We start from the raw sequence: 19,320 nt of genomic DNA on the forward strand, positions 1-19,320 counted from the left end.
ACCGAGGTGCTGAAGGGGTGGTGCGGAAAGTCCGTCTCGGGCAGGCCGGGATGGTGCTTGAGCTGCTGTTCCACCCGGCAGGTCCGACTCGCCCCAGACGCGGGCATCGGCCTGATGACCAGTAGTGCCCGGCCCGGTGGATCCGGTCTCAGCGGCGTGGACTGCCCGCCAGTAGAGTCGGTCCGCAGAGCACGCGGATCTGGGGGGACGGATGACGGCTACGGATGCACCACCCATCGTCTTCGTGCATGGGACGCGGTTCAGCGCGGGTCAATGGAGCCCACAGCTCACCGCGCTCCAGGAAGACTTCCGAGTGACCGCCGTTGACCTGCCCGGTCACGGCGCGCGCTCTGCTCAGCCCTGGAGTCTGGACGCGGCGACGGAGATCATCTCTTCTGCGGTGGACTCGCTCGACCGCGGACCCGCTCTGGTCGTCGGGCACTCGCTGGGCGGATACGCCTCGCTGGAGTTCGCGCGACGCTGCCCGGAGCAGCTGCGGGGGCTGGTTCTTGCGGGGGCCAGCGCCTCGACGAGTGGTCCGTGGGCAACGCCGTATCGGTGGATCGCCGGGCTCGTCCCTCGCATACCGGCGGACCGGTTGACCCGCTGGAACGACAGGTTCCTACGTCGGCTCTACTCGCCGGAGGTGGTGGACGCCACCATCCGCGCCGGCTACGCCTTCCACACGCTGCCGGCCGCCTGGGGTGAGGTCCTGGGCCGCTTCGACGCGGATGCGATGCGCCATGTGTCGGCTCCCGTGCTGATCCTGAACGGCGAGAAGGACACCGTCTTCCGGTCCGGCGAGACGGACTTCGTCCGGGCTCATCCGCACGCCCGCATCGAACTGATCCCAGGGGCGGGACACCTCGCGAACTTCGACGATCCAGATGCCTTCACGGATGCCGTCCGCCGCTTCGCCCTGCACATACCTGCCCGCACCTGACCGCGCGCCCCGGCAGGGGCAGGCCGCCCGAGACGGCCGCTCCCAGGGGAGACCCCGCAGGCTCACGACCTCGCCAGGTGGCAGCGCTTCACGTACCAGCCCACCCAGCGGGGCAGTTACGCCGCACGGAGAAGCTCATCCCGCTGAGGCTGCTGGCAGACGTCGTACGCGCCCTGGTCCCCGAGCCCCGCCCGCAGGGCCGCACGCTGGACGAGGGCCGCGGTCTGCTGCGGGCCGCAAAGACCGTCCGCCGCGGCCGGGTGCGCCATTCGTCCACGGCCTCACGTCACAGGCCTGCCAGGGCGAGGATCCCGTGCATGGCTGCGGATGGCAGGTGGGGGTTACCGGCTGCGGCGATCGCGACGGACTCCGATGAATCGGCCAGCAGCCGCGTCAAGTCCTCCGCCGGGAGCCGGGGGTGGGTCGCTGCCGCGCTGCGCACCATGTGATCTGGATCGGCTGCAAGGCGACGCAGGGATTCGATCGGCACGTCCGGATCCCGCGGGGCCAGTCGCCTCATTCTCGGGTCGGGGTCGGTGGCCAGGCGCCGAAGGACGTCCGCCGGGAGGGGGAAGTCGTCGGCCGGGCGCCACCGGAGCCCTTTGTGCGGGCGGTGACTGCGGTCGATGCGCTCGGCGGTGGCGGGATCGATCTGGTCACGGGCGTGCAGAGCCATCGTCGTGCGGACGCTGCTCTCCTCGTCGTCGAGCAGCCGGGCCACGACCGGTGCCGGAAGGTCGTCGGCCATCGCGGCCGACGCACGGAAACAGACATATGGCGAGTCGACGTAGGTCAGGGGATCAGCCGTTACCCACGGCAGGGCCAGTGACCGAAGCTCCGCCTGTACCATCTCGCCCATGATCTCGCGTTCGAGCGCGTCGTCGTCCAGGTCTTGGTGGTTCGCGAGCCAGTCCGGCGGAGGCTCGTACGACAGGATCTGCGCATGGATCGCCGCGCGGGTCCGCTCCGGTGTGTCCTGCCGGGCGAAGACGCGGAGCGTCACGCGCGGATTGGGATCCGCGGCAAGCTTGTCGCGCAGCGCCGGTGGGAGGTCTGGATGCTCGGCGAGCTCGCTGCGTACGTCGTCGTCCGGATCGTCGGCCAGCCAACGGGCGGTGTCGGTGTCCAGCGTGCAGTGGCGTACCGCCCCAGCTCGCGTGACCGGGTCGGCCAGCAGCGCAGGGACCAGGTCGGCCGGCGGAACCGGATGGGGAATCCGCCGGAAGTAGGTCGCACAGGCTCCTGCGCGTACCGAGTCGTCGGGATCCGTCAGCAGGAGCCGGCGTACCGGTTCGGGGGCCTGAGTCCACCATTGGGCGAGCGTCGCTCGGACCTTCGGCTCCGGATCGGCCGCCAGCCGGGCCCGCAGATCCGCCGGTACGCGGTCGCTCTCCGCCAGGTGTTCGCGTACCTGTGGGTCGGCGTCGTCGATCAGCCGATCGAACAGCTCTCGCGGTGCGTCCTGCGCAGCAATCGCCACAGCCCTGCGTATCGCGGAATCCGGGTGCTCGGCGAGCATCATCCGGAAGGCGTGCGGGAGACGGCGGTTGAGAGCAAGAGAGTGGGTGAGCCAGTGATCTTCGGCGGCGATGATCTCGGCGATCATGTCATCGCTCAGGTCTGGCCGCTCGGCCACCCTGCCCAGCCCCTTGCGATAGGCGAGGAGGCGCCGCACGAGCTCGGACGGCAGGGCAGGGTTTTCCGCGAGTCCCTCCACCACCTTGTCGAGATGGACGGGCAACGGCGTAGCGTCCGACACGACGAGCACCCCTTCTGCCTCGGTGAGATGGCCACTGAGTCTCTCACGCGGGTGTGTCTGAAGATCAGATGATCACCATGGATGCAGAGCACGCCGCTCCTCCTTGGGTCAGCGGTCAGGGCGGCGTGACGCACCGGGATCATCTGCCGCAGCAGCCCTCAGCCTTGCCGTAAGGGGCCGGATCAGGGTGCGCACGCGCATCGGCCGAAGCAGCCGGCAAGGGTGCCGCTGGGCTCCGCTCCTCGACCGCCGCGCCTGCGGTGCTTGCCGTCGTCTCCTCGCCGTACGGCTCAGGTCGCAGTGGCGGCGCCGGAAATCATCATCAGGGCGCACCGGTCGGGAGGGGGGAGGCCGCCATGATGTCCGTCATGGCACAAGAACTCGCAACGCTCGTCCAGCAGACCGCCGACCGGCTGGCCGAGCAGCACGTCGGTGTGGTGGTGGCCGCGGTGGCGGAGGACATCGTGGAGATACGGGGTGCCGGAAGCACCGGCGCGAACCACGGGCATGCCCCCGGCCCCGGCACCCTGTTCGAGATCGGCTCGGTAACCAAGGCCTTCACCGCTCTGGCCTTGGCTCGCCTGGCTTCCGCCGGCACGGTGGGCCTGGACGAGCCGCTCGCCGATCTGCTGCCCGCCGGGACGGCCGTTCCGTCACGCGACGGCCGTCCGATCTCCCTGCAGCATCTCGCCACCCACACCTCCGGCCTGCCGCGACTGCCGAAAGGCATGCTGCTCCAGGCTCTGCTGCACCCGTCGAAGCCGGATCCGTACGCCGGCTGCACGGCCGACGTCCTGCTGTCCGGGCTGGCGCGGACCCGTCTGGGAGCCGCTCCGGGGAAACGGTTCCGGTACTCCAACCTCGGAGCGGGACTGCTGGGACTGGCCCTCGCCCGCCGGGCAGGCACGGAGTACGAAACCCTCATCACCCGTGAGATCTGCGCCCCCTTGGGCATGGCCGACACCGTCGTGATGGTGGACGCCACCCGCTCGGAACGCTCCGCGCAGGGCCACGCGCGCCGCGGGCGCCCCGCCGCACCGTGGCACCTCGCCGACCTGGCGGGAGCGGGAGGCCTGCATTCGACCGCGACCGACCTGGTGGCCTTCGTACGGGCCCAGCTGGACGGCGGCCCCGCCGAGCTCGCCGAGGCGATCCGCCTGAGCCGTGCGGTCGAGTACCGCAGGAGTTCCTTCGCCTGGGTGCACCTCGGCTGGATGGCCCATCGCCTGCACCCCCGGCAGGGCGCCCACCTCCAGATCTGGCACAACGGAGGAACAGGGGGCTTCTCCTCCTTCGTCGGGTTCGACCCGGAGAAACGGCTCGCCGTCATCGCCCTCGGCAACACCCGGCGCCCGGTGGACGGCCCTGCCTTCGACCTCCTGCGCACCCTGCAGGCAGAGCGTGCGGCCAAACCGAACTGACCACGGCCCGGTGCCGGTCCGGCCAGGGACCGTGACCTCAGGCGATGCCGCGCGGCGCGAACGGCATCCGCGCCATCGAGGAGGAGTGGGCCGCGTCCCTCCCCCTACGACCTGATCCGGCCCGGACGGGCCGGCGTGGTGGTGGCCGGCGGCACGGAGGCCTGTGTGTACCCGCTGCCGCCGGCCGGGGTCGCCCTTCAGCCGCCGGCGCGCGAACCTGGCCCGCACGACCGTGGAAGGCCGGGTGTACGTGGGGAAGGCGTTCACCGCGTACGTGAACACCTGCCCGTGGGACTGGACGCCGGTCAGCGGGCGAGTACGTGGCCGTCGTGGGGGCGGTGGTCGCGGGAGCGGCGCAGGTCGGTGGTGACGTAGGTGCGTTGCAGCCAGCGGTCCGCTCCGTCGTAGCGGGGGTGGAAGGCGGTGCGGCCATGGACGGTGACGCGGTTGTCGATGACGACCAGGTCGCCCGGATTCAGGCGCAGGGTGCGGGCGGTCGCCTCGCAGGCGCGGCCGAATTCGGCCAGCGCCGCGGCGGCGCGAGGGGTGAGCGGGGTGGTGACGAGTTGGGCCATCCGTATGTCGGGATCCTCGACTGCTCCCGACAGCACCGGCCGGGGCTCGACGTCGGACTCGCCCGCGGCAGCGTCGGGGCCGAAGGAAGGTGGTGGTGTGGTGATGAACTCCGGTGCGAACAGGGCCTGGCGACTGGCCGGCGTGAGGAGCGGCAGCGCTTGGCGGATGCCGGCGACGCGCATGCCGGCGATCCGGTCGTGGTCGGCGCGCAGGCACAAAAAAATCACATAGTCGGGTGGGTGGGGGTGGAAGCCGTTCTCGGTGTGGAAGGACAGCGGCACCGATCCGGCGTTGCCGTGGAAGCTCTCCTGCCCGGGCACGGGTACGACGTCCTGCACGAGGGCTCCGGATTTCTCAGCCCGGTAGGCGAGAGGCTCGCCGAGCCCGCAGGCCACCATCGTGAGCACTGCGGCCGAGACGGTGGCCCGGCGCTGGACCGAGCCGGGTACGGACGGTGTCGCGGGCAGGGCCGCCTGATCGACGGGCAGGCCGCCGATCACCAAGGTGCCATGCGCGCCGGAGTGCCTTCGAAAGCGGCGTACCCCACGGCGCAGTGGGAACGGAAGGTCCTCCCAGGCGTCCCGGGCCTGTTCCACCCACTCGGGGGCGTCGACCTGGTCGTGCTCGGCGGTGCACAGGGTGCGGGCCAGTTGCTCGCACGCGCCGGCATCGGCCGGGTCGAGTGCCCAGTCGGCGGCGACGTCAGAGCCTCGGGCGGAGCCGGGCGTCGTCTCGGGCATCAGGGTCTCCTGCCGGAGGTATGGGCGGCGGACAGGCGGACTCACGAGTGGCGCAGGCGGGCCACGGCGTCGGCGATGTAGTGGTCCCCGAATTGGATCAGGGAGGCGTACTGGGCCGCGCGGCGATGGCGCATGAGCCGTAGTTCGGCCACGGCGTTGTCGGGTCCTTCGGGTTTCTGAGCGATGGAACGACGCAGATGCACCATCGAGTACGCGAGGGTGACGTGCCGTTCACCGTCCACGATGTCGGCTTCCAGGAGCGCGCCCCGTGCCTCGGCCAGTTCCGGGGCGCGGGCCGCCAACTGCTCGTAGGGGTCGGGCACCACGGACAGCAGGTCCTTCATCGCCGCCCGGAACAGCTTGTATCCGCGATGTTGGCGCCCGCTCAACGGGACGTCCACCGACGGGGGCGCCATGGTGTGGCGTATCGCCGCCATGTAGTAGTCGGCCGGGACCGTACTTGCGTGGGTCATGGCCGCCGGGAAGCCCCGCACGTACACCGTCGCATCGGCCAGCCGCAGCAGAGCGGCATCGCCGTCGCCGTGCCGTAGATGGCGGGTGGCGTCGGCCACGGCGACCGCGGCGCAGATGTTGAACAGGACATGGGCCTGGTGCCCGATGAGCCACCGGGCACTCCACACGCTCTCCATCGACGCCCCTGCAGCAGGCTCGGGGACGGCCACCAGCGGGAGGGAGCCAGGGTCGGCGCCCGGCGCCGCGCCGGTGAGGTCGAGCACGGCCTGCCGCATCCCGGCCGCCTCCAGCGCAAGGTCGGCGCCCGACAGCGGAGCCTCACACAGGTCTTCCAGACCGCGGTGGACGACCAGGACACCGTGCAGGGCAGCCTGCTGATCCGACAGCTCCCCCTCACGGACCCGGAAGAACGACTGACTGGTCGACTCCGCCGGCAGTCCCTCACCGGCCACGGCCGGAGCCAGAGCCGACAGCGCGGCCACCAGCTCACCGGCGGCCGCCGTGGCCTGCCGCAGCGCGAGGGTCCGCTCGACAGGTCTGGCATGGGTCGCCAACCCGGCCAGCACCCGCGCGGTCCGCCCCGCCTCGGCATCTACCCGTGGGCCCAACACCGGGATGGGCCGCCCGCCTCGGGGCTCACGGAAAACAGCGACAGCAGGATGACCGGCGACCGGCGATAAGCCCATGGTGGAAGTACTTCGCCAAGAACACTCCACACGAAACCTGATCTGCAAAATCATTCCGGTGCCTGTGCCGGAGTCGGCCGGGTGCGCCCCAACCGAGCCGACGGCCGGCCGGCCGGCGGGACCGCGTCGAACACCGCTGGCGGGCCGAACCTCCCAACGGCCGGCACAGCCGCTTGCCCGCCGGGAAGGGTGAACACCCGCATCGGGCCCTGCCGGCCCGGCGGTGAGGCCGCGTCAGCCGAGCGCGCGGTCGAGGTTGAAGGCGGCGCTGATCAGCGAGAGGTGGGTGAAGGCCTGGGGGAAGTTGCCCAGCTGTTCGCCGGTCGGGCCGATCTCCTCCGCGAACAGACCGAGGTGGTTTGCGTAGGTGAGCATCTTCTCGAAGGCGAGCCTGGCCTCCTCCAGCCGGCCTGCACGGGCCAGCGCCTCCACGTACCAGAAGGAACAGATGGAGAAGGTGCCCTCGGGGCCGTACAGGCCGTCCGGGCTGGCGGTCGGGTCGTAGCGGTACACCAGCGAGTCGGAGACCAGGTCGGTGGTGAGCGCGTCCAGGGTGGAGAGCCACTTGGGGTCGGTGGGCGAGACGAACTTGGCCATCGGCATCATCAGCAGCGAGGCGTCCAGCACGTGGTCGTCCAGTCCCTGGACGAACGCCTTCCGCTCGGCCGACCAGCCGCGCCGCATGATCTGCCGGTAGATCGCGTCCCGGGACTCCCGCCAGCGGGTCAGGTCCGCCGGCAGACCGCGGCGGTTCGCCATGCGCATCGCGCGTTCCAGCGCCACCCAGCACATCAGCCGCGAGTACACGAAGTTCCGGCGGCCCGCCCTGGTCTCCCACACCCCCTCGTCGGGCTGGTCCCAGTGCTCGCACAGCCAGTCGACCACGGCACCGACCTCGTCCCAGCGGTCGCTGCTGATCGGCTGCCCCCACTTGTCGTAGAGGTAGATCGAGTCGATCAGGGCACCGTAGATGTCCAGCTGGAGCTGGCCGGTGGCGGCGTTGCCGACCCGGACCGGTGCGGAGCCGAGGTATCCCTCCAGGTGCGGAAGCTCATATTCGGGCAGGTCGGTGCGCCCGTCGATGCCGTACATGATCTGCAACGGACCGGTCTCCCCCGTGCCCCGCAGGATGCCCCGCTCGGAGATGAACCCCATGAACGCCTCGGCCTCCGAGGTGAACCCCAGGCGCAGCATCGCGTAGACGCAGAAGGCGGCGTCACGGACCCAGACGTAGCGGTAGTCCCAGTTGCGCTCGCCGCCGATCTGCTCGGGCAGGCTGGTGGTCGGTGCGGCGACGATCGCACCGGTCGGCGCGTAGGTGAGCAGCTTCAGGACCAGCGCGGAACGGTTCACCATCTCCCGCCACCGCCCGTGGTAGCGCGAGCGGGCCAGCCAGTGGCGCCAGAACCGGACGGTCGCCTCGGCCTGCTCCTGCGCCTCGGCGCGCGGGCAGGCCCGGGGCGGGACGTCGTCGCCGATCTGGTCGAGGGCGAACACGTGGGATTCGCCCTCAAGGAGCTTGAAGCGCGACCAGACGTCCTGGTCATCGGCTTCCAGGGGTGCGGTGGCAGTCAGCGCGAGCGCCAGCGAGGGGGAGCGGAACACCGCCGTGTGGCCTTCGAGGTGCGTGGTGTGCGCTTCGGTGCCGTAGCCGAAGCGGGGGGCGATCCGCGCCCTGAACGGGAGGGTCCCGCGGACGCAGATCACCCGCCGGATCAGCCGGTGCCGGGCCGCCTCGCGGGACTCGTCGACGACGGGCATGAAGTCCTGGATCTCCGCCACCCCGTCCGCGGCGAAGAAGCGCGTGATCAGCACGTTCGTGTCGGGGAAGTAGAACTGTCTGGTGCGGGTCGGGACCTCGGCGGCCAGCTCGAACGACCCGCCCCGGTCGGCGTCGAGGATGGCCCCGAAGACGCTGGGCGCGTCGAAGCGCGGGCAGCAGTACCAGTCGATGGTGCCGTTCGTGCCGACCAGGGCGGTCGTACGAAGATCGCCGATCAGGCCGTGGTCGGAGATCGGGATGTAACGGCCGCCATCCGCCTGTTCAAAACCAGCCGTGTCGAACGCCATGCGGGCCTCCCTGCCGCTGCGGCCCGGGCCAGGAGATGAAGCCTCGCTTTCATGCTAGACCGCTGGTGTGTTTCAGGCCCTGGAACTCCCGCGTCGGCCGTCGCAGCCCCGGCCTGGGTCAGTGCCCGGCGGCGGGCGAGAGCTGCCGCATGAGGCTGATCATGTCCGGGGCGACCCACTCCTCCGCGATCTTGTCGCCCTCGATGCGGTAGACCTCGATACTTCCAAAACCGACTTGTCGACCCGTCGCCTCGATCTGCTGGAACGTGCCCTGATGGGTTCCCTCGAAGCGGAGCAGCACCGTCACCTTGTCGCCGACGCCGAAGATGTCCTGGACTTTGATCTTCAGGTCGGGGAAGGCGTCCTTCATCGCCTGGGTGCCCAGGCGCCAGACGTCGCGGCCGACCAGAGGCGCCGGGCTGCCCGGAACGTTGGCGATGAAGTCCTCCGTCAGCATCTGCTCGGCCGCGTCGAGGTCGCCGCTCTCCACCGCCTGGTACGCGGTGCGCAGCAGGGTCATGTTCTTCTCGGGCGCGGTGGTCATCTCGATGTCCTCTCTGAGGCCGTCCCGCGAGCTCGGTGATCGCTCCGGGCCGGGATGCCTCTCAGTACAGACCCTGACGTCGCGGCAAGGTCAAGGGACCGAAGATCCTTTACTGAGCACGGTTCACCGGACCGCTTGACAAGGAAGTCAAGCAGTCGCTTGAGTTCTGTCGTGAGGCCAGAGAAAACGGACCTTCGCCGCGAGGCCGGTCAGCGAACGCGGGACGATCTGCTGGCGGCTGCCCTTGAGCTGCTCGCGCAGCGGGGACAGGAAGGGGTGACCCTCCGCGAGATCACCCAGAAGGCCGGAGCCAACGTCGCCGCGGTGAGCTACCACTTCGGATCACTGAAGGCGTTGTGCGACGCGGCGATCGAGCACGCGCTGGAGCGGTACCTGGACGCACAGATCCGGGAGCTCGAAGCCCTGGCGGGGAGCGCGACGCTGGGCGATCTGGCCGAGGCCTTCGCACGGCCGATGGTGAGCGCCCTCGCTGCCGGGGGGCGGGATCTGGCCGTGATACGGACCGTGGCGCGGGTGGGGATCGATCCGCCGGAAGGGTGGGAGAACCTGGCCGGGAAGTTCGAGCGGGCCCGACGTCACGCGGTGCGGGTACTGGCGGCACACCTTCCCGAGACCGACGAGCGCGAGCTCGTCTTCCGTGTCCGCTGTGCGGCCGGGATGCTGAACTGGCTCGCGCTGGCGCCCATCGGGGCCGAGCTGGGGGGCGAGCCCGCCGAGCGCGTGGAGCGGATGCTCATCCCCGTGGTGGCCGGGGCGTTCCAGGGGGCCCGGTAGGCGCCTGGTATCGCGGACCGGTCGAACCGGCCCGGCACGCCACGATGAATTCAATCGCTTGCTTGACAAGAGGCCGTCCCTTCCCCACAATTTCAATCAAAGGTTTGAATGGATTCTCTCCACACGGGAGGCACCATGAACACCGACGCGGAGACCGTGGTCCGGGCGGCGTACGGAGCCGCCGAGGGCAGCGTCCTGGACGTACAGGGCTTCATGGACCTGTTCGCCGAGGACGGCGTCTTCAACAACGTCGTCGCCGGCGAGACCTACCGCGGTGAGCACCTCGGCGACCTGGTCGCCTTCATGGGAGCGCTCGCCCCCGACGTCCACCGCGAACTGCACCGGTTCCACGTCATGGGCGACGTCGTCGCCGTCGAGCTGACGATCAGGGGCACCTTCACCGGGCCGTTCGAGACACCCGCCGGCACCGTCCGGCCGACCGGCGCCCAGCTCAACATCCCCACGGCCGACTTCTGGTACGTCGAGGACGGCAGGATCAAGGAGTTCAACTGCTACGTCGGCCTCAGCGTCATGCTCGCCCAGCTCGGCGTACAGCCCGACTTCGCCTCCGCCGTCACGGCGTCGGCCCCCGCGCCGAGCTGACCGAACCCCTCCGCTCGGCCCCACGCACCATGCTGCTGCGCCGGGCACCGCGCCCGCCCCTCCCCCACCTCGACGTGCCGATGCCGCCCTCCTTCGGCCGACCTCCGTGCGCTGAACACCATGCTCGGCCAGGTCATTGCCTGGACCTCGCACCTCGGCTCCCGCCCCGCTGCGGACGGCCTCCGCCGTCGCGACCTGACCCACACGCCACGGGGGGACGGCTCGTCATCGGGCCCGACGCGATGGCCGGCAGGCGTCCGCGAGCATCTCCTCGGAGGGCGTCCACAGGCGCCGGGCCCCGACCGGGCCGACGGCGTAGCGGGCCACGCCTTGCGGCGGCGAGGTGGCCGCGAGGACGGCGGTGGCGGCGCCCTGGCCGGCCGTCTCGATGAGTTCCGCCGGAACGCTGCCGCTGCCGCCGTCCGTGTGGCGCTGGAGGTTGGTGTAGACGGCGCCGGGCATCACGGCGTTGGCGGTGATGTTGTCGTCGGTGGCGAGCGCACCGTGCGATCCGGCGGTGAGGGCGAAGTGGCCGAGGCGGTTGGTGGCGAACTGCCACTCCCAGCCCCGTTCGGTGTAGTGCTCTGGGCAGGCCATGACGCCCGCGTTGTTGACGAGGATGTGCAGCGGGCCTTGCCAGGCGGTGGTGAACGCGGCGATGGATACCGGGTCCGCCAGGTCGAGGCGGGCAACGTGGAGGTCCCGGCTTCCGGTCGCGTCGGCGATGTCCTCGCGGACGGCAGGGTGACGGCCGCTCCGGTTCCGGCCGGGGCGCGGGCTGTTTCCGCGCCGAGGGCGGAGGAGGCGCCGGTGACGAGGGCGGGGCGGCCGGTGAGGTCGATGCCCTGCGCGACGTCGGCGGCGACAACGTGGGAGACGTGGAACTCGTAGGCCGCCCGGTCGCAGACGCCGATCGCGTCGTTTCAGCCGTCCGCGAGCGCGGCCTCCGGCTCCCGGAGCCGGGGGAAGGCGAGTTGCCGGTCCATGATCCTGGCTGCGGCATGGGCCTGCCCGCCGCGCAGGAAAGCGACCGGGCGAGGGCCTGCCGCCGGGGCCGCTTCGGCCGGCGAACGGCATTCACCGGCGAACGGCATTCATACGACCACGGTCTGCAGCCACAGGGGCAGCAGCAGGAGCGACACGAGCGAGCTCTTGATCACGATCGAGGCGGAGAGGTCGACGCCGACGTCGTAGCGCTGGGCGAAGATGAACAGGTTCTGCGGGGTCGGCATCGCCGCGATCAGGACGAGGTACGCGAGCCACTCGCCCCGCACACCGAAGAGCAGCCCGCACACCGCCCAGGTCAGCAGCGGGAACGCCAGGCACTTGAAGCCTATGAGGGCGAGTTCCTCGCGCGTGGTGCCCCGCAGGTCGAGACCGAGGCCGCCCAGGTGGAGGCCGAGGGCGAACAGGGCCACCGGGGAGGCGCTGTCCCCGACGAACGCGGCGCCGTCCAGGACGACGGCCGGGACCCGTACCGAGAGCAGGTTGAGCAGGATCCCCGCGTTGCAGGCGAGGACCAGCGGGGTCGCGAGCGACGCGCCGACGGCGCGGGAGAGGCGGCGGCCCGGGCCGCCGGCCGCCGGGCCCGCGCGGCCCAGTTCCATGAGGGCGATGACGACCAGGGACAGGACGCAGACCTGGAACAGCAGGATCGGGAAGATCGGCGCCGCCGTCCCGAACACGGTGATGAAGACGGGGACGGCGAAGTAGGCGGTGTTGACCTGGACTCCCGCCATCACGCGCAGCGCCACGTCGCGGGGCTCGCGCAGGCCGTGGGCGACCGCCGCCACGGCCACCGCCACCACCGCGAGGGCCGCGGCCCCGGCATAGCCGCCGATGGCACGCCAGTTGAACAGGGCTCCGAGGTCGCTGGCGTAGATGTTGCCGAAGAGGTAGCAGGGAACGGCGAAGAGGAAGGCGTAGTCGGAGAAGACTTTCGAGGCCTCGGCCGGAACGATCTTCCGGCGGGCGAGCAGCACCCCGCCGCCGAACGCCAGCAGCACCGGCACCAGTTTCTCCAACGCCGCCGCGCCACCCATGCCCGCATCCCCCATGATCGACAGGCAAGCAGCCTAGCCCCACCCGTCTCCCGGCCTTCCGGAGCATAGGCTGGTCCGATCATGAGCGACGAACCCCGCGAACGCATCCGTACCTCCTCGGCGGCCGGTACCCGGGTGCCCGGCGCGCTGACGCGGCTCGCCGTGGTGCTGCGCACGCCCGCCGGGGCCGCGCAGCCCTTGTTCGGGCAGGCGCCCAGGCGGTGGCAGCGGGCGCTGCCGTTCGTCGTCGTCGGCATCTTCGTCGTCACCCTGCTGCCGGTGACGATCGCGGTGCTGTCCAACGACTACGGGGCGGGCGGCGGCTGGGCGGGCGCGCTGGGTGTGGCGCAGACCGTGCCGCTGCTCCTCGCGCTGACCCGGCCGCTGCAGGCCTGGGTCGTCGTCCTGACCGCCGACATCGTCGCCGCGGTGCTGCTGATGGGCGCCGACAAGGCGGCCGGGCATTCCTGGCCGTGGCCGCCGATGACCATCGTCGGCTACCTGGTGCTGATGGCCTGCCTGGGACTGCGCGAGTCCGTCCGGACCCTGGTCGGGGTGTGGCTGGTGACCGGCGTCGTCGGTACGGTGCTGGGCTTCTCCGAGCCCACGGGCGTGATGAACACCAACGCCCTGCTCTTCGTGCTCAGCGGCGTCATGCTGGTCCTGACGGGCGCGCTACGGGGGCTCGGCGACGCGCAGCAGCGGGTCGCCGAGCAGGAGAGCATCAGCGAGGCGGAGCGGTCGCGGCGGACCCTGCTGGAGGAACGGGCCCGGATCGCACGTGAGTTGCACGATGTCGTGGCCCACCACATGTCGGTGATCACCGTGCAGGCCGATTCGGCGCCGTACCGGGTTCCGGGCATGTCGGAGCCCGTACTGGAGGAGTTCGCGGCGATCGCGGCGAGCGCACGGGAGTCGCTGGGCGAGATGCGGCGGCTGTTGACCGTGCTGCGCGGCGACGGCGCGGGCGGGGCGGACGGCGCCGACGGCGAGCGGGCTCCGCAGCCGGGGATCGGCCGGCTCCAGCAGCTGGTGGAGGCGACCGTACGGGCCGGGCAGCCGGTGGAGCTGTCGCTGGCGGCCGGGGCGGCCGGGGCGGCGCCTGCGGCGGTGGACCTGTCGGCGTACCGGATCGTGCAGGAGGCCCTGGCCAATGTGGTGCGGCACGCGCCCGGCGCCCCCACCCGGGTCTCGGTGACGGTGGACGAGGACGAGGTCCTCGTGCTCGTGGTCAACGGTCCGGCGCGGGACGCCGTGGTGGAGCTGGAGAGTTCGGGCACGGGGCACGGTCTGGTGGGTATGCGCGAGCGCGTACGGTTGACCGGCGGCACGCTCGACACGGGCCCGCTGCCCGACGGCGGCTTCCGGGTCGCCGCCCGGCTGCCCCTGAACGATCCGACCGAGGACTCGAAGTGACCATCCGCGTGATCATCGTCGACGACCAGGCCATGGTGCGAGCCGGGTTTGCCGCCCTGCTGTCGGCGCAGGCCGACATCGACGTGGTGGGCGAGGCGCCCGACGGGCGTCAGGGGGTACAGGTGTCGCGCTCCACGCACCCCGATGTGGTGTTGATGGACGTGCGGATGCCGGAGATGGACGGGCTCACGGCCGCCCGGGAGATCCTCGATCCCCCGCCCGGGGTGGTGCACCGGCCGAAGGTGCTGATGCTGACCACCTTCGACATCGACGACTACGTGTACGAGGCGCTGCGCGCGGGAGCCTCCGGGTTCCTGCTCAAGGACGCCCCGCCGGCCGATCTGATCGCGGCGGTCCGGGTGGTCGCCTCGGGCGAGGCGCTGCTGGCGCCCTCGGTGACCCGACGGCTGATCGCGGACTTCGTCCAGCAGCGCCCGGCGCCGCGCAAGGACCCCGCGCTGCGGCTGAAGGGGCTCACCCCGCGCGAGACCGAGGTGTTGGAGCTCATCGCGCGCGGGCTGTCGAACCAGGAGATCGCGGGGCACCTGGTGCTGGCGGAGCAGACGGTGAAGACGCACATCGGGCGGGTGCTGGCCAAGCTGGACCTGCGGGACCGGGCTCAGGCCGTGATCTTCGCGTACGAGGCGGGACTGGTGCGGCCGGGCGACTCCGGCTGAGTTCGCCGGTCCCCGGGCGGACCGATCGCCACCTCGGACGCCGGCCGGTCACGGCACTGGGGCGTGTTCAAAAAGTAGCGCCGGGCGCCCGAAGGACGCGGCTCGCGGCGTCTGGTGCCGTGCATCGCAAGGCGGAGGATCGCCCGCCTACTGGACGTAAGCGGGCGTTCCGACAACGGGGCGAGGCGCGGTGCCAGGCGCCGCGAGCCAGGCGGGACTTTTACAACACGCCCTAGGGCAGGCCGGCCAGGGATTCGCAGGCGGTGGCGAAGTCGGTTCCGCCTTCGCCGTCGCAGGCGTCCGGGCCGTCCGGGCCGTCGGGGCCCCCGGTGAGGAAGTCGCCGGCGGGGCCCGCCGCGAGGGTGTCGATGCCCTCGCCGCCGTCGAGGAAGTCCGCGCCTCCCGCCGTTCCCGCGCTCGCCGTGCCGGTGAGGTCGACGTTGTCGCCGAAGACGCGGTCGTTCCCGGCGCCACCGCTGATGGTGTCGTTGCCCGCGGCGGTGCGGTGCGCGTCGGCCGGGCCGCTGTCGCCGACGAGGAACTCGTCGGAGGCGCCTCCGATGATCCGGTCGTTCCCGGCGCCGGTCGCGCCGCCGCCCGCCGGGTTGGTGACGGTGTGGTCGCCGATCGCCGAGACCCCGCCGTCGCCGCCGAGGTCCAGCAGGTCGTTGCCCCCGCTGCCGATGGCGTTCTGCGCGGCCTCGCTGTCCCCGGTCATGGTCTCGGCCCCGGGCCCTCCGAGCAGTACGTCGCTCCCCGCGCCCGTGGCGTTGCCGGCGAAGGCGCCGGAGTCACCGAGCAGGGCATCGTCGCCGGGGCCGCCGTCGATCCGGTCGGCTCCGCCGCCCACCGCGCTCAGTCCTCTGCTGTCCCCCGTCATCCGGTCGTTGCCGGGGCCGCCGATCAGCTGATCGTTGCCGCCGCCCGTGGCGTTGCCTCCGGGGGCGTAGCTGTCGCCGGTGAACTGGTCGTCCCCGTCGCCTCCGAGGAGGCGGTCGTTGCCGCCGCCCGAGGCGTCGCCGGTGGGGCTGAAGCTGTCACCGCGCAGCTGGTCGGCGCCCGCGGAGCCGTCGACGGTGTCGTTGCCGAGTCCGCCGATCAGGATGTCGTCGCCCGCCAGCCCGCAGATCAGGTCGTTGCCGCCCTGGCCGTGGATCGTGTCCGGGCCCGGAGTGCCGACGATGACGTCGTCGCCCGGGGTTCCGTCGGTGGTGGCGCCGGGGGTGGCGACGACGAGGGTGGCGGGGACGCCGAGGCAGGTCACCGCCCGTGCGCTGACGTCCCCGGTCCCGAGGAGGACGACGGATCCGGCGGCCAGGGCGCAGGCGAGGCCGGCGGCGGCCACCCGGCTCGGGCGATGTCCCGGCTCGGCCGCACGCTGATGTTCCCGGTGGGGCATCGTCTGCACTCCCTTTGCCGCAATTAGTCGGACTATCGCCATAACTAGTCGGGGCGTGGGCCTCGGTGACGCCGACACACGGGCGGGCTCGGGCAGACGGCTGACGCGGATCGCACCCATGGAGCAACGCCGGGGCGCGGGCGGACCCGTCAGGGGGCCGGCTGAGGGCGCCGTCTCCTCCACCCCCTACCGGGGTATGACATCCGACTTGGCTCCACGGTCGGACGTGGGCGCGGGTACCCCCTACCTACCTTCCACCTCGTCACGAGGAGAGGAGAAGGTGCATGCGCCGCTTCGGAAGGACGATGGTCACGGCCGCGCTGGCGGTGACCCTCGTCGGGGGGACCGCCGGGTGGGCCTCGGGCGACAGCCAGGCAGCGGTCACCGGACCGCCTCCGGGCACCGCCGCCTGGCTGGCCGGCACGGCGTCCGGCCGGCCGCTGCCCGATCCGGCGACCGCCGCGCCGCGCGAGGTGGCCGCCTTCTTCGCCGGGCTGGACGACGCGGCTCGCCAGGAGCTGCTGCGGTCCCACCCGCTGGTGGTGGGCAACCTGGAGGGGGCACCGCTCCCCCTGCGGTACGAGGCCAACCGGATCGCCGTGGCCGCCACGGGGGAGGTGCGCTACGCCTCCCTCGCCGCGCCGGACCGGCAGATCCTGGCCTTCGACCCGCGCGGCCGGGGCCAGGTGGCCGAGGTGTTCGGGGACCTGGAGCACGCGGAGCACGTCTCGGTGATCGTGCCGGGTTCGGACAACGACGCCGCCACCTACGACGCCCCGCGCAAGCCCCACACCGGCCCGGCCGGAATGGCTCAGGCCCTGCGCGAGGCGACCGGGGCCGGGACAGGAACCGCGACAGGAACCGGAACCGGGACCGCGACAGCGACCGGAGCCGGCGGGTCCACCGCCGTCGTCGCGTGGATCGGCTACACCACCCCGGTCGGCGTCGGCCTGGACGCGGCCGACGGCCGCCTCGCCCGGGCCGGAGCGGCCCGGCTGGCCCGTTTCACGGCGGGACTCGACGCGGTCGGCGCGCCCGACCCGGCCCTGTTCTGCCACAGCTACGGCTCGGTGGTGTGCGGGCTCGCGGCCCGGCACACCGACGCCGCCGACCTCGTGGCCTTCGGCTCCCCCGGAATGCGCGCCGACACCGCGGCCGCCCTGCGCACCGGGGCCCGCATCTGGGCGGCCCGCGGTCCCTCCGACTGGATCGCCGACGTCCCGAACGTCGAGTTCGCCGGGATCGGCCACGGCGCCGACCCCACCTCCGCGGCCTTCGGCGCCCGCCGGGTGCCGGCGGCCGACGTACAGGGCCACACCGGCTACTTCATGCCCGGCACCCAGTCCCTGGCGGCCTTCGCCGCCATCGCGAAGGGAGAGGCCCGATGAGCGCCTCCGCCTCCCTGGCCCCGCTGCGCAAGGCCGCCGCGCGGATCGACGGCCGGACCCCCGCCCACCGCGACCGGGCGATCGACGGGCTGCGCGCCCTGGCCCTGCTGGCCGTACCCACCGGCCACTGGCTGCTCGGCGGCTTCACCCTCGACTCCGACGGCGGCCTGCACAACGCCAGCCCGCTGTCCGCGTTCGGCGGCCTGGCCCCGGCGAGCTGGGTGCTCCAGATGCTGGGCGTCTTCTTCCTCGTCGGCGGGTACGCCTCGGCGCTCTCCTTCGGGCGGCGCACCGGTTCGGCCGGCGCCTGGCTGAAGGGCCGCGTCGTCCGCCTGGGCCGGCCCGTGCTCGGGGTGACCGCGGTGTGGGCGCTGGCCGCGCCCGTGCTGTACGCGGCCGGGGTGCCGGAGGCGTCGCTGCGGACCGGGGCGACGCTGGTGGTCCAACCGCTGTGGTTCGTCGGGGTGTACGTGGTGGTCACCGCGCTGACCCCGTACTGCGTGCGGGCGGCACGGCGCCTCGGCGGCTGGGCGGCCGCCCCGCTGCTCGGCTGCGTCGCCGTGGTGGACTTCCTGCGCTACGGGCCGCTCGCCGACTCCGTACCGTCGTGGCTCGCCCTGGTGAACATCCTGCCGGGCTGGCTGTTCGCGTACCAGCTGGGCGTCTCCTGGGGCGAGCGGCGGATCGGGCGGCGCGAGGCCTGGCTGCTGCTGGCGGGCGGGACGCTGCTGTTCGCCGCGCTGCTGGCGGTCTTCCACTATCCGGCGTCGATGGTGGGCGTACCGGGTGCGGCGCGCACCAACTCGCACCCTCCGTCGCTGCTGGTACTGGCCCTGGCCTCGGCGCAGTCGGGCGCGGCGATCCTGCTGCGCGACCGGCTGGCGAAGCTGCTGGCGCGGCCCGCCCTGTGGGCCCCGGTGGTCGTGATCAACCTGTCCGCGATGACGATCCTGTGCTGGCACCAGACGGCGATGCTGGCCGCGGCCGTGCCCGGCTCGTTCGTCGGTGAACTGGCCGGACTCACGACGGCGCCGGACAGCCTGGGCTGGATCGGGGCACGGTTGGCGTGGATGCCGGTGTTCGCGGCGCTGTTGGTCGCTCTCGCCCGCTACGCGCGGCGGTTCGAGGCCCCGCCGCGGGAGGGACGCCGGGCGAGCGCGCTGCGCCGGACCGTGGCCGGGCTGCTGGCGGCGGGGTTCGCGGTGTTCGCGCTGGGCCTCGCCTGAGCGGATCCCGGATCCCGGATCCCGACTACGGCGAGAGCGCCGCTCCTTCCGGGGAGCGGCGCTCTCGTCACGTACGGGCGCTCCGCGTCAGGCGATCGAGGCGGCGACGATCGCGGCCACGGCGAGGTTGCAGGCGGCCGAGACCCAGACCGCCGGGTGGGGTTCCGGGTCGACGACGATGGCGCCGAGCTTGCCGGGGGTCACCAGGTCGAGCACGAGGAAGGCCACCGCCATCAGGATCAGGCCGAGCACGCCGAAGGCCGCGGTGGACAGCAGGCCCTTGCCGAAGTCCGCGTACGTCGTCCAGATCGAGGTGAAGACGATGCCGCCGATGCCGAGGAGCGCGGAGCTGAGGAAGAGGGCCGCGTTGCGGTTGCGCTCCTCCCAGATCTGCTTGGGAAGCTTCCCGGGCGTCAGCACGTCCACGAGGACGATGCCGAGGATCAGCAGCACCAGGCCGAGGGCGCCGTAGGCGCTGGTGCGGCCAAGTCCGTTGATGATGTCGCTCATTGAGAAGCCTGTCTCCGCGTGGGTGGGAAAGTATGTGCCGTGGGGAGGCCG

16 protein-coding genes and 1 pseudogene are annotated in these 19,320 nt (G+C 72.0%); 8 read left to right on the forward strand and 9 right to left on the reverse strand.

Going from position 1 to position 19,320, the window contains the following annotated elements; genetic code table 11:
- The first annotated feature begins 211 nt into the window (after window positions 1-211).
- Window positions 212-943: an alpha/beta fold hydrolase gene (locus ACFY0D_RS09755; RefSeq protein WP_390797806.1), complete on the forward strand. Its 732-nt coding sequence runs from the start codon at window positions 212-214 to the stop codon at window positions 941-943.
- Window positions 944-1,229: 286 nt separating this feature from the next.
- On the opposite strand, the gene ACFY0D_RS09760 is transcribed toward ACFY0D_RS09755, so the two are convergent.
- Window positions 1,230-2,702, reverse strand: coding sequence for a hypothetical protein (locus ACFY0D_RS09760; protein WP_390797807.1), 1,473 nt, complete (start codon window positions 2,700-2,702; stop codon window positions 1,230-1,232).
- 368 nt (window positions 2,703-3,070) lie between these two features.
- Between ACFY0D_RS09760 and ACFY0D_RS09765 the strand changes: the two genes are divergently transcribed.
- The gene (locus ACFY0D_RS09765; RefSeq protein WP_390797808.1) at window positions 3,071-4,123 is read left to right on the forward strand and encodes a serine hydrolase domain-containing protein; all 1,053 of its coding nucleotides are present in this window, start codon (window positions 3,071-3,073) and stop codon (window positions 4,121-4,123) included.
- A gap of 305 nt (window positions 4,124-4,428) precedes the next feature.
- On the opposite strand, the gene ACFY0D_RS09770 is transcribed toward ACFY0D_RS09765, so the two are convergent.
- The 4 genes from ACFY0D_RS09770 to ACFY0D_RS09785 all read right to left on the reverse strand — a co-directional run bounded on the left by ACFY0D_RS09770 (window position 4,429) and on the right by ACFY0D_RS09785 (window position 9,213).
- Window positions 4,429-5,439, reverse strand: a complete 1,011-nt coding sequence (locus ACFY0D_RS09770) for a TauD/TfdA family dioxygenase (protein ID WP_390797809.1) — start codon at window positions 5,437-5,439, stop codon at window positions 4,429-4,431.
- A 41-nt stretch (window positions 5,440-5,480) separates the two neighbouring features.
- Entirely contained in the window at window positions 5,481-6,524 is a 1,044-nt protein-coding gene (locus ACFY0D_RS09775; RefSeq protein WP_390797810.1) for a hypothetical protein, read from the reverse strand.
- Window positions 6,525-6,833: 309 nt separating this feature from the next.
- Window positions 6,834-8,669 carry a glycoside hydrolase family 15 protein gene (locus ACFY0D_RS09780; protein WP_390797811.1) on the reverse strand — a complete coding sequence of 612 codons (1,836 nt, stop codon included), beginning with the start codon at window positions 8,667-8,669 and terminating at the stop codon, window positions 6,834-6,836.
- A 118-nt stretch (window positions 8,670-8,787) separates the two neighbouring features.
- The gene (locus ACFY0D_RS09785) at window positions 8,788-9,213 is read right to left on the reverse strand and encodes an ester cyclase (RefSeq protein WP_390797812.1); all 426 of its coding nucleotides are present in this window, start codon (window positions 9,211-9,213) and stop codon (window positions 8,788-8,790) included.
- A 171-nt stretch (window positions 9,214-9,384) separates the two neighbouring features.
- Here ACFY0D_RS09785 and ACFY0D_RS09790 point away from each other — a divergent pair, with 171 nt between their 5' ends.
- Both ACFY0D_RS09790 and ACFY0D_RS09795 read left to right on the forward strand, forming a co-directional pair.
- Entirely contained in the window at window positions 9,385-10,008 is a 624-nt protein-coding gene (locus ACFY0D_RS09790; protein ID WP_390797813.1) for a TetR/AcrR family transcriptional regulator, read from the forward strand.
- A gap of 135 nt (window positions 10,009-10,143) precedes the next feature.
- Window positions 10,144-10,611, forward strand: coding sequence for an ester cyclase (locus ACFY0D_RS09795; protein ID WP_390797814.1), 468 nt, complete (start codon window positions 10,144-10,146; stop codon window positions 10,609-10,611).
- A 225-nt stretch (window positions 10,612-10,836) separates the two neighbouring features.
- Here ACFY0D_RS09795 and ACFY0D_RS09800 read toward each other — a convergent pair.
- Window positions 10,837-11,525 (reverse strand): annotated as a pseudogene (locus tag ACFY0D_RS09800) (SDR family NAD(P)-dependent oxidoreductase).
- 180 nt (window positions 11,526-11,705) lie between these two features.
- Window positions 11,706-12,668 carry an AEC family transporter gene (locus tag ACFY0D_RS09805; RefSeq protein WP_382538624.1) on the reverse strand — a complete coding sequence of 321 codons (963 nt, stop codon included), beginning with the start codon at window positions 12,666-12,668 and terminating at the stop codon, window positions 11,706-11,708.
- A gap of 66 nt (window positions 12,669-12,734) precedes the next feature.
- On the opposite strand from ACFY0D_RS09805, the gene ACFY0D_RS09810 reads away from it, so the two are divergent.
- Window positions 12,735-14,069 carry a sensor histidine kinase gene (locus ACFY0D_RS09810; protein WP_390797815.1) on the forward strand — a complete coding sequence of 445 codons (1,335 nt, stop codon included), beginning with the start codon at window positions 12,735-12,737 and terminating at the stop codon, window positions 14,067-14,069.
- Window positions 14,066-14,746 carry a response regulator transcription factor gene (locus tag ACFY0D_RS09815; RefSeq protein ID WP_030384870.1) on the forward strand — a complete coding sequence of 227 codons (681 nt, stop codon included), beginning with the start codon at window positions 14,066-14,068 and terminating at the stop codon, window positions 14,744-14,746. Before ACFY0D_RS09810 ends, ACFY0D_RS09815 begins: the two co-directional genes overlap by 4 nt.
- Window positions 14,747-14,978: 232 nt before the next feature.
- On the opposite strand, the gene ACFY0D_RS09820 is transcribed toward ACFY0D_RS09815, so the two are convergent.
- Window positions 14,979-16,145, reverse strand: coding sequence for a calcium-binding protein (locus ACFY0D_RS09820; RefSeq protein ID WP_390797816.1), 1,167 nt, complete (start codon window positions 16,143-16,145; stop codon window positions 14,979-14,981).
- Between the two features lie 284 nt (window positions 16,146-16,429).
- On the opposite strand from ACFY0D_RS09820, the gene ACFY0D_RS09825 reads away from it, so the two are divergent.
- Window positions 16,430-17,533 carry an alpha/beta hydrolase gene (locus tag ACFY0D_RS09825; protein WP_390797817.1) on the forward strand — a complete coding sequence of 368 codons (1,104 nt, stop codon included), beginning with the start codon at window positions 16,430-16,432 and terminating at the stop codon, window positions 17,531-17,533.
- Window positions 17,530-18,759: an acyltransferase gene (locus ACFY0D_RS09830; RefSeq protein ID WP_390797818.1), complete on the forward strand. Its 1,230-nt coding sequence runs from the start codon at window positions 17,530-17,532 to the stop codon at window positions 18,757-18,759. Before ACFY0D_RS09825 ends, ACFY0D_RS09830 begins: the two co-directional genes overlap by 4 nt.
- 87 nt (window positions 18,760-18,846) lie before the next feature.
- Here ACFY0D_RS09830 and ACFY0D_RS09835 read toward each other — a convergent pair whose 3' ends face one another.
- Window positions 18,847-19,269 carry a DUF350 domain-containing protein gene (locus ACFY0D_RS09835; RefSeq protein WP_030717969.1) on the reverse strand — a complete coding sequence of 141 codons (423 nt, stop codon included), beginning with the start codon at window positions 19,267-19,269 and terminating at the stop codon, window positions 18,847-18,849.
- Window positions 19,270-19,320 lie beyond the last annotated feature (51 nt).

This window comes from Streptomyces sp. NPDC001502, assembly GCF_042894785.1.
Classification (GTDB): domain Bacteria; phylum Actinomycetota; class Actinomycetes; order Streptomycetales; family Streptomycetaceae; genus Streptomyces; species Streptomyces kutzneri.